Here is a 12,527-nt window from a genome sequence, read left to right as displayed (position 1 = left end):
AAAAAGCTACCCTTTATTTTGTTCTGACTGATTTTACGGAAGAATAACTGCCGTAAACCTTCTTGCCCTTTACCTTTTTGTATGCTCTGACTTTATAATAATATTTCTTATTGCTGCTTAAGTTCTTATTCGTGTAGCTGGTTGTCGAAGCTTTCTTTACTGTCTTGATTTTCTTGTAACTGCCGGACTTCTTCGTGCTTCTGTAAATTGCATAACCGCTGACACCTTTGATCTTCTTCCATTTTATTGTGGTCTGACCGTTCCCTGCCTTCAGCTTCACTTTCGATACTTTTGCAGGTTTTGTCATAATACTGATCGTGTTGGAGAATCCTCCATAATAACATGCTCCGTCTGACACAACATATGGTCTTACTTTATATGTATATGTCTTCATGGATTTCAACTTCTTATGTGTATAAGATGTTGCCGTTGTCTTTGCGATCAGCTTATTATCTGCTGTATAGATCGCATATCCGCCAGCTCCATCTACCGGATCCCATGACAGTTTTACTTTACTGCTTGCTGCACTTGCTGTTATTTCTGTCATGTCTTTTACATTGATCAGATAGCGGATCGTCTTAATACCGCCATAATTTCCTTTACCGGTAATCGTCATCGTTGCAATACCCGGCTGTGTATTATTTACATAAGCGACCGTATAGTCTGTACCTGCTGTTAACGTACGTCCTCCATCGGTAACTAACGGTGTCTGGTCTGTTGCACTTCCATTATATAACTGCTCTAAAATATTACCAAAGTTACACCTTATAATGCTACGTTTGATGATCGTGAAGTTCACAAGTACTGTTCCTGTAAAGACTCCTGTTCCTGTGATCCTTGCAGTTGCTGTACCGACATTGACATTATTTTCATAAGATACCGTATAATCTACACCTGCGGTCAATCTCTGGTTGTCACCATAGATCACACCGATCTCCGGAGTGATCGCAGAACCAGTATAACTGAAACTGCGGTCGATCATCATAACCGTTACTGTATCGGATGATAATTCACGGCTGATCTCGAATGTTGCTGACTGGCTTCCGGTATACATACTTCCTGCTACCGGATAGATCGTAGCTGTTGCTGTTCCGCGTCCGGTATTGTTACTGTAAGTAACGGTATAATCAAAGTTCAATAATAAGGTACGGTCTCCTAATGTTACGGTTAATTCCGGTGTGACCGGTGTTCCATTCTGGTACATCTGTGCCGGTATCGGAGCGATCACTGCATTTGCAAGATCAGCGGTGATCTCAAACCGCTTAGCAAGTGTTCCGGTATAGTGGTTTACACCTGTAATCGTCATCGTCACTACACCTGGATAAATGTTATCCGTATATTCTACGTTATAATCTACTCCTTCTACTAAGGTATAATACTTGGTATCTACTGCCGGATCAAAAACTTCTCCATCCGGATTTCTCTGTAAGTCGGTCAGCTCTACACCCGGTGTGACTGCTTTTCCGGTATACTCCTGCTTCTCAACTGTACTGCTTAAAACTGCATCACTGTTAAGATCCTTTGGCACAATCTTAAATTCTAATTCCCTGCTGCCTGTATAGTTTGAAGCATCCGTTGCTGTGATCGTCACTTTTACAGTACCGATATCTGTGCAGTTACCTTCGTATGAAGTCGTAAATGCATTTTTATTTACAAGCATACCATCTCTGCTGATATCTCCGGTGTTTACTGCTGTAGATTCATCTTCGCCTAATGTGGTATTTGCATCTACATCAATACCCATGATAAACGGATGTACTTCACTTCCTGTATAAGACTGGTCTTCAATATCAAATTTCACTTTATTGATATCACGTTTACTGATCTCATAAGTAAGTTCTATTCCACCGCCATATGGATCTAAGCCGCTGAGAGAGACTTTATGCAGACCTGCTTTTGTTGCATAAGTATCATCTGTGATGCTGTCTTTTGACTGACCATCGTATAAGACTTCGTAATCCCTGCCTTCTACTAAATCTGCACTGACACCATCTTTTAAGTTGACCTTGATCGCCGGTGTATGTGCTTTACCATTATAGATATAATCCGGTGTGTCTACAAATTCTATGCTGTCAATATACTGTTTGATATCTTTTCCGATATAAAACTGCTGTGAAAGCGTTCCTGTGAAATTATGCAGACCTTTGATCGTGATCGTTCCATTTCCACCTACTACAGTATTGTTTGTATAGGAAATTTCATAGTCAGCACCTTCGATCAGGGTATATGTTGTCTTTGAATCCGGTCTGAATATGATCACCGGCTTCGGCTCTGCTTTATTATCCGCATCTAATACCTGACTTGGGATCTTATCCATTGTGACCGCTGCATCGGTCAATGCACGCTGCTCAATCGTATAGAAACATTTCTTCGTTCCTTCGTAATTGCCATTTCCGGTTATTGTGATCAAACCGGTTTCTACACCACAGTCTATTGTATTCTTATATGTGATCGTAAATTCACTGTTATCTAATGAGATCTTATTGCCTGCTGTATCTTCATAAGAGATCTTCACTGGCGGCTCGATCGGATTACCGGTATACTGCCATACCTTCTGGTATTCCATTTCCATACGTTCTACCGGGACTTTGATAATATTAAACTTCTTAACCACAGTACCGGTATAATTGCCAATACCTTCGATCGTTACGGTTGCTTCACCTAATTCGATATTATTATCATAAGTAAGTGTATAATCACTTCTTGGATCTAATGCCACATCATTCCATGTGATCTCCGGCTTCGGTTCTGATGCTTTTCCGGTATAGATCTGGTCTGGGACATCTGCGATCGTAATATCAGAAGCAACTCCGCTGATATCTTTTCTTTTGATCTCAAAATCTACTGATTTCGATCCGGTAAAGTTGCCAATTCCCTCAATCGTTACCGTTGCTGTTCCGGCATCTTTATTATTTTTATATACATAGTTAAAATCTTCACCTGCGATCAGTTCTTTGCCATTCCATGTAACAACCGGTGTCGGCTCGATCGCTTCTCTTGTATAAGTCGTATCTGCTACAGAAGCAACTGCTACATCATCATCACTGATACTCTTTGGTGTGATCTCAAATGGAACTGATACATTTCCTGCATATTTGCTCTGTTTCGGATCCCCCCATGTATTGACATAAGCTGTTCCTGCATCCACATTATCCTCATACTCAAACTGATAATCAATATTCTGTTTTAATTCTGTATACGGAGCATTGATCTCTGTAACTCTTACCATCGGTGTGATCGGTTTGCCGGTATATTCAAAGGAATAATCAGACAATGTAACTTTTACGGTACTGTCTGTATAATTATTACCGATCTGATATTCTTTATTTAATGTACCGGTAAAGTTTCCAATACCTTCTACTGTAAAGCTGTACCATTCGCCTGCTTTTGAGCATCCATCCTGATAAGTACAGGTAAAGTCTGTATTTAAAGCTAGTTTCTTACCATTATATGTAAAATGCGGATCCGGATGTACATCCTCACCGGTATAGCTGTAGGAACCATATACATGGCTCATGATCACATCGGCATCACCGATCGGTTTCTGCAGGATCTTAAATGTCTGGTCTTTTCGTGAGCCTGCATAACTTCCTGTTCCAATAATAGTCAGTGTTGCCGTTCCTGCATTGGTATTGTCGCTAAACTCATATGTATAATCAACTTCATTCCGAAGTGTCATGTCACCAAATGATACGGTAAAGGATGGTGTGATCGGATTTCCTGTATAGGTCTGGTCTTTGATCACTACAGTAGCATCTTTTAAGTTCGCTAAGATCGTAAAGCTGCCTTTGTATGTGCCTGTATAATTACCCTTTCCTTCAATCGTATAAGTAGCAGTTCCCGGTCGTGTATTATTCTGGTATGTGATCGTATAATCTTTACCTTTTTCTAACTGATAGAATGTACTTCCTGAAGTCTGCGGTGTTCCATCAGAAGCTCTTGACTTATCTTTTAATATAACGTTCGGTTCATAAACGGTTATGGCTGCATCATACTGTACCTCTGCCGGACAAGTGATCGTGTAATCAGATAATAATGCCTGATCGCTGCCTGTCAGATCTTTTGGTAAAATTCTAAACGTTTTTGTAAAATATCCATCTTCTACATAAAAGTTTATACCAGATGGGATGATCTTAACTGTAACCTGTTCTCCTACACTTGACGACGATCCGATATCTGCATCATAATCCCTATTATTACCTGCTGTTGCCTGATTTTTGAGTACATAATCACTTCCATCCGGAAGATGGTAAGTGATCTTCACTTTCGGCTGGATCATTCCACCTGTAAATGTCGCATCTTCTACTTCAATATCTACATCGTCATCTAATACATTCTTACGACTGATCGTAAATTTAAACCGCTTTTCACCGGCATATTCCCCTGCACCATTTACGATCACGTATGCAGGTTTCCCTCCGGAAACATCATTTGCATTGATATTATTCTTATAACTTAACGTATAATCAACACCATTTACTAACGGTTTCCCATTTGCAAGTACTTCTACCTGTGGTTCGATCGGTTTTGAAGTATATACAAATGCATTTTCAAGACCTGTTACTGAGATCTCGCCTTCAAAACTCTGTCTGATCTGGAAGACTGCCGTCCTGCTGCCGGTAAAGTTCTTCTGTCCTGTGATCGCTACGGTTGCAGTTGCACCTGACTCTGTGTTGTTAGAATAATCTATTGTATAATTGCTCTTATTGACTACATTTCCATTATATCTTACGGTAACTGCCGGTTTCAGTGGCAGACCGGTATATACCTGATTTGGGATATCATCTACTGTTACATCTGCATCACTGATATTTTTTGCTGTAACTGCAAAGGTATCTTTTCCTATATAGGTTCCGGTATATTTACCAGTAAAGTTTATTGTATAGGTATATCCTGTACCTACATCTACTGCATCTGAGGATACAGTATAATCTGTGCCTTCCTCTAATGTTGTTGTCAGTCCATCTACAGACATGGTAACTTCCGGTTTTGGAATAATCGTGTTTCCAGTGTAAGTAAATGACTTCTGATCAGCCGGAAGGGAGGATTTGATCGTCACATTTCCGGTATCTGTCTTATTTACTGTAAATGGAACAATCAGGCTGCCGGCATAATTATTCTGTCCTATGATCTCGACGGTCGCACTTCCATCTGCATTTACTTTCACATCACCTAATGTGTAATCTTTTGATTCTCCCTCCGTAAGAAGATAGCCAGCTGTTTCTCCTGCGGACAATTTGCCGCCAGAGCTGTTTCTGTCCATATCCTTTACGGTTACATCAGGATGTCCTTTTGCTTCGAGCACAAGTGCATCAATGGCGGGCACCTCTACAGCAATTGCACGATCATAGGAAATATCTTTTGGTATGATCTTAAAGTATATGGTTCTTGTTCCTGCAAATTTACCTGCACCATAAATCCTTACTCTCGTACTTCCACTATTTGTCACATCCGTATTATAAAAATAATTCGTTTTATAATCTGTCGGATTTGAAAGGACATGTCCATTGCAGGTAACCTTGATCTCCGGTCTGATTTCACTTCCTGTAAAACGCAATGCATTTGGATTTGCATTTGTAAGAACTGCTTTCACCAATGTATTATCTTCACCAAGATCACCCTGAACGATCTCAAAATTAGCTGTCAGGCTGTTTTTATAATATCCTTTGCCAGTTACTGTCACTGTTGCAGTTCCAATATCATTATTGGCTGCATAGTCTACTGTGTAGTCTTTCGATGCTTCTAAGGTATAAACTGTTGTTCCATCCTGATAAGTATCTGTAACAACAATATCCGGTTTCACAGCATCTCCTGCATATTCCTGTGCTTCAATCGGTGCAATCTTAACGGTATTCGTATTCGTACTGATATCTTTTAAGATCCCGAAAGAAGTTGTCTTTGTTCCGGTATAATTATTCTTTCCGGTTAAAGTAATGGTTGCTTTTCCTGCCTCAATGTTATCTGCGTAGTCTACATCAAAGTCTACGCCTGCTGTCAACGCTACACCATCTACAGATACTGCAAATGCCGGCTTTATGGCTTTTCCGGTAAACTCCTGATCATCGATCGCATCTACAACCGCTGCTGTAATTTTTGCTTTTGTGATTTCAAATGTGAGTTCTGTTTCTGAATTCTTGTAATTACCCTCACCACTGATATAAATATGTGCAGTACCGATCTTTGTATTGTTGCTGTAAGTTACACTGTAATCTGTACCTTTCTCTAACTGTACACCATTCTGTTTTAAGATCACAGTCGGTTCGATTGCTGTACCTGTGTAAGTATATTCTGCATCCACACCACTGTATGTCATATATGTAGTGTCGTTGATATCTGCTGTAGAAATACTATAGTTTTTCTCAACGTTTCCGGTAAAGTTGCCCTTTCCTTTTACTGTGAATTTTGCCTGTCCTACCGCTTCATTATTCTCAAATGTTACATCATAGTCCGTGCCTTTCTTTAGGGTACGTCCATTATAGGTCAGTGTCGGTTCACTGATGATTCCCGGCTCTGTAGGATCTGCCGGTTTCTGATAAACAACCGGAGTGGTATAAGCAAGTGATGCCGTATTGATATCTCTTGCATCAATCGGAAATGTCTGTGTTTTCACACCGGCATAATCTTTAATACCGGACACTGTTACGGAAGCAGCATCCCCGGCATTCACATTATTACGCCATGCCAGCGTACAATTGCTCTCATCCACAACATCACCGGATGCATTCGTAACCGTAACTTCCGGTGTCAATGCACTGCCTGTATAAGTTGCCTTTGCCACTGTAATCGTGCAGTTTGCAATATTGATACCTGTCTTTACTGTCTTTGAATCTGTTCCCTGAAAATTACCGATTCCTGTCAGTGTAACAGTAACTTCTCCTGTTGTTTCTGTAACATCAATCGTATAGTCCTGATCAACCGTCAGTTCTTTTCCAAGATAGGTAACACTTAAACCTTCTAAGCTGTCTTTTGTTACAGGACTGACCTGATTCGGAAGATCAGCAAATTTTACTCCATTTGTCAGTCTTCTGGAATGGATCACATAAGTAACATCTTCTGCATATGCATCGTATGCATCGATTCCTTCAATATGTATGGTCTTTGTACCTGCACTTGTCACATCAGAAGGATATGTTACCTTATAGTCACGACCTTTCTTTAATACAGTTTCTCCATCTTTCACTGTCACATCGGAACGCTGGGCAGAACCATCATATGTATATGATGGTGTATCTACTGATGCTTTGACTGTAGCAGCCGATGCCTTGATCTGGAAATAACATTCAATCGTTCCTGTATAATTTCCGGTTCCTTCTAATACAACGCAAGCCTGATTTCCTGCTGCAATATTGTTCTTGTATTCTTTGATCTTAAAATCTGCACTTCCATCTTCTGCATAATTAAGATTGATGTTTGTACCGCTCTTATTGGTATAAGTAACTGTCAATTCTGCTGCAGGATCACTTAATTCAATTTTCGATCCCGTTGCAGGATAAGTCGAAGCACATGCTGCTGTTACACTTCCATTTCCTAAATCTGCCGGTACGATATTAAAATTGACGATCTTCTCACCCTTATAGCCATTACCATTTGCAGTTACTTTTACAGACGCCTGACCAACATTGGTATTTTTGTCGTAAGTTACTGCGTAATCTCCTGCCGCCTTATCAAGTACTGTGTCCCCGTCTTTCACTTCAAATGTCGGTTCTAAGGCCACCCCCTGATAAGTCTGGTCACTGATCACGGAATAAGTAAGATTTGCAATATCTTTGCAGACTTCAATTCCAATCGTATCGGATATGCTGTCATCTACGGCTGATTTTACTGTTACATTCGCATTTCCTGCTGCAACGGCTGTTACTTTTCCGTTATCATCTACTGTTACAACACTTTTATCATCAGATTCCCATTTCAGTCCTCTCTGGGATGTGGTAGCCGGTGTATAGTCTACCGTAAGCTGCTGTTCTTCCCCTTTTACTAAAGTAAGACTGTTCTGTGTAAACTGAACTCCTTCGATTGGGATCTCCTGTGTACTCTCTACGGTAACTGCTTTGATATGGACTGCACGATTTGTCAGCCTTTTTCCGTTTGCAAAGCTGACTGCACCATTGTCATTGGAAGATTCATAATGAATCTGTGTTGCAGGCGTTTCCGCTGTTCCATCATCTGCCTTGGAAAAAGCATTCGAAAGCGTTACTTTTACTGCAAAACATTCCCCATTTCCCAGTACAACGCTCTTACCCTGATCTGCAAGATCCACACTGTAATATGTAGTACCATCTGTACACTTATCTGCTTCGTAAGTACCTGTCAGAGTCGCCGCCGGCGTTCCGGCAGTCAGTACATCTGCTGCTTCCTCTGTCGGTTTATATTTATAAATATCAATCCGGTAATCCGCACTCTTGATATGTTGTGTGCTGTCACCATTCTGTGCACTCTTGTCCAGTGCAAATGCAACTGACTGAAGTTTTTGCACATTCATCGTACTGTCTGTATTCGCTTCAACCGTATACGCATTTGCGATCCATTCTCCGGCATTGATATAATTATTCGTTGTTGCCGATTCACTGCTGCCATATGCATAGGTGTGTTCTGCACCGGTGCTTCCTCCTTCCGTTCCAGCCAGAAGCGTAAGATCCGGCGTACTCCCAATCATACATAAGATAAGAATTGAGGCTAGAATTCGTTTTGCTACATCCTTGTACATAGTCTTTCTCCCTTTCATTCCATGAAAAATCTGATATTGATAAAGCAGTTTTCTGCTAATAGCGACACTATGCGTTATCTAGATATACTTATAGTACATATATCGTAAAATCTTAACAGAATTATTATAGTACTAAAGTACTATTTTTCTGTTTTTAAACCTTTCAAAAAATGCCGGATCACAGGCAGACATACCAGAAAAGTGGCGGCATCTGCTGCCGGCTGGGCAATTTCCATGCCGACGATCCCATAGAATTTCGGCAGTACCCAGATGAGTGGCAGAAAGAACACTCCCTGTCTGCACGCTGCAAGAAAAGAAGCCATTGCAGATCTTCCGACTGCCTGAAATGTCATATTACAAGCCACTCCAAGCGGCATAAACGGCATTACGGCACACTGCATCCGAAGTGCCCGGACTCCGATTCCCATTACTTTTGGGTCATCTGATACAAACTGTTCTAACAGCCATGGGGCTGCTGCATAAAGTAAAATGCCAAGTACCGTCATCACACCGGTTCCTGCCCAGAGCATAAAACGGTATGCTTTTTTCACCCGTCCATATTCCTTCGCACCATAATTATAACCGGCTGCCGGCTGATACCCCTGCCCGAACCCGATCAGTACACAGAATACCATCATAAAAATCTTACCAACGATCGACATGGCTGCTACTGCCGCATCCGACTGTGCTGCTGCCACACGGTTTAAAGCTACAGATGCAACACTTGCAAGTCCCTGTCTGAAAAGTGAGGGCATCCCATTTCCGATAAATTCTTTGTAAATGGTAAATTTTTTCGAAATCTTACGGATAGAAAACCGGAGGATCGTCTTTTTCCTGAAAAATGACAGCAGGACGATAAATCCGATCACCTGACTGATCAGCGTTGCAACCGCTGCTCCACCGATATCCATGCCAAATCCGAATATAAGAAGTGGATCTAATGCAATATTTAAAATACCGCCGATACCGATACCGGTCATGGCAAGTTTCGTTTTGCCCTCTGCCCGCAGCAGATTATTTAATACAAACGATGCCATCATCACCGGTGCCGCATATAAAATATATTTTGCATATTCCACCGCATAAGGCAGGATACTTTTGGTTGCACCAAGAAGCATCATCATTTTTTCTAACATCAGCAATCCTGTTACACTTAAAATTATACCAAGTATGAACGATACTGCAAGTGCTGATGATGCCATTTCCTGTGCTTTGTCATTTTCTTTTTTTCCAAGAAGCCTTGAGATCGTACTTCCACTCCCCATACCGACGGTAAAACCGAGTGCCTGTATGATCGCCATCAGGGAAAAAACAATGCCGATCGCACCCGAAGCACTCGTTCCTAATTTTGACACAAAATACGCATCTGCCATATTATATGCCGAAGTTATGAGCATACCGATAATCGTCGGGACTGCTAATGTCAGGATCAGTTTCGGGATCGGTGTCTTTATCATTTTTTCATACTGGTCATCATTCTGCTGCATAAAATCCCACCACCAAATTTATTTTACCCTTTACTATATCCTCTTTTCTTTATTTTATGCAGTCCTGGTGTGACAGTACTGTTCTATTTTTGCATACAGAAGGATCGTATCGATCGGTTTAGAGATATGATCGTCCATTCCGGCTTGTTTCGATGCTTCTATATCTTCTGTAAATGCATTTGCCGTCATTGCTAAGATTGGAATATCCTTCGCATCCTGCCGTTCTAAATTCCGTATCTGTTCTGTTGCCTGATAGCCATTTATCACAGGCATCTGTACATCCATCAATATCATATCATATGTTCCTTCTGCAGAAGCCTTAAATTTATCAACTGCTTCCTGCCCATTCTTTGCACAGTCTACATCTGCACCGGCAAGTTCTAGCAGTTCTCTCGCCACATCTAAATTCAATTCCGTATCATCTGCTAAGAGAATATGCACGCCCTGCAGGTCATACGCTGTTTCTGATGCGGTGCCATCTATCCTGTCTATCTGCACATCTGCTTCATTCTCTGCGACCTCAAAAGGGATCTGCACTGTAAATGCAGTTCCCTCCCCCTTTTTACTTTCTACCTGAATCGTTCCATTCATCAGTTCTGTCAGATTCTTTGTGATCGCCATGCCTAAGCCCGAACCACCATGGGAAAATGCTGTTTTTGCACTTTCCTGCTCAAATGGCTGGAAAATACGCTGTTTCATATCTTCGCTCATACCGCAGCCGGTATCCTGCACTTCAAACTGAATATAAACTGTACCATTTACACGCTCCACCGGACGTATCGTTAAATTGACCGTTCCGCCTGCTTTTGTAAACTTAAATGCATTTGATAAAAGATTGTTTAAGATCTGGTTTAAGCGGAGAGCATCACCTAAGAGCAGTTCCGGTACTTCTCCTTCATATTTTACTGTATAAGCAATGCCTTTTTTAGCACAGAGCGTTTCGTATAATTCAACTGCCGGTGTCAGGGCAGTTTCTAAATGAAACGCCTCTTTTCCGATCTTCAACTTTCCATTCTCGATTGCCGACATATCTAATACATCATTTAAGATACTAAGCAGTAACTTCGAAGCCCCTTCGATCTTATCTAAATTCCCTAAGACTTTTTCATCATCCGTTGCCTGTTTTGTCAGACTTGTAATGCCAAGGATCGCATTCATCGGTGTCCGTATCTCATGGGACATTCTCGATAAAAAGATCGTCTTTGCCTCATTTGCCCGATTTCTGTCCTCTAAATGCATCAGGATCACGACGATCCCAATTACTAACGATAAGATCAGTGCCACCACTAAAATACCTACGATCACATGGGCATTTTTTTCTATCAGGGAAACCTTTGCATTGACAAACTCAGCTTTTTTCGGAAGCTGTGTCTTTATGATATGATAGCGGTTCACCACTTCTTCATCAAAATAATATAAATTTGTACTGCTTTCGACCATAGCGATCTCAGATGGTTCCGTTCCTTCTAAGATCTTCATTGCCATCTCACCTGCAAGCTGCCCTGCATCTTCAAATGATACGACTGCGCCGCCGAAAAATCCGTTTCCGACACCTTCCTGCACTACGCGGAAGATCGGCACATTCGCATGTTCTTTGATCATTTCTTCTACTTCTCTGTTGGTATAGGCATTACCGTCTTTATCTTCGCTGCAGATCAGAAAGATCACGATCGTATGTTTATCAAATTTTTCTAATTCTGCTGCAAATTCTTTCTTACTATATAAGGAAGCATTTAATTCCTCAAACTGAAAATCTGTATAGGACTCTGCTAAGTTCTGAAATTCCTTGATCTCCCCTAAACCGCTGATCGAATCATCTGTGATCGCAACGATCCTGTCTGCGTCAGGATATAAAGAAGCAGCTAATTCTAAATTTTCTTTATAGGGAACCTGTTCTATCACCCCTGTTGTAAGACCATCTGCAGCGGCGGTCTTCGCACGTTCTGTATCATTGATCCCTTCAAATACAACCGGTATCCCTGAAAATAATTCCTCCCGGTAGTCGATCACAAACTGTAATGCCGCATCATCTCCGACGATCACAACATCATACGGTGCCGTCTTCTCTAACTTATAAGAAAGCCTGTCATGAAAAAGTGCTATGCTCTTTTCATCATTGACGGACTTTGTATCCATAAATTCATAATTTAACAGTACGTCTTTATCTAAGGCTTCTTCGATCCCTTTCATCTGTGACGGTACGGTATTAAACGAATAATCATAAGAACTGATAAATAATACACGCCCATATGATCCTTCTTTTGCATCTGCCGGTACTGTGCAAAAAAGTATCAAAAAAAATAGAAAAAGCCATACGATCCTTCCTTTTTTCATAA

The 12,527-nt window shown here is 41.1% G+C and carries 3 protein-coding genes; all 3 read right to left on the bottom strand.

The window, feature by feature from the left end:
• Positions 1 to 13: 13 nt before the first annotated feature.
• A complete protein-coding gene (locus H8S17_RS11405) occupies positions 14 to 8,704 on the bottom strand; it encodes an Ig-like domain-containing protein (protein WP_186867408.1) in 8,691 nt (2,896 codons plus the stop codon).
• A 140-nt stretch (positions 8,705 to 8,844) separates the two neighbouring features.
• Entirely contained in the window at positions 8,845 to 10,191 is a 1,347-nt protein-coding gene (locus H8S17_RS11400; protein WP_186867407.1) for an MATE family efflux transporter, read from the bottom strand.
• Between the two features lie 54 nt (positions 10,192 to 10,245).
• On the bottom strand, positions 10,246 to 12,525 hold the full coding sequence (locus tag H8S17_RS11395) for an ABC transporter substrate binding protein (protein ID WP_186867406.1): 2,280 nt from the start codon (positions 12,523 to 12,525) through the stop codon (positions 10,246 to 10,248).
• Positions 12,526 to 12,527: the final 2 nt, after the last annotated feature.

Source organism: Roseburia zhanii, from assembly GCF_014287635.1.
Taxonomy (GTDB): Bacteria; Bacillota; Clostridia; order Lachnospirales; family Lachnospiraceae; genus Roseburia_B; species Roseburia_B zhanii.
This window is presented reverse-complemented; position numbering and strand designations above follow the sequence as displayed.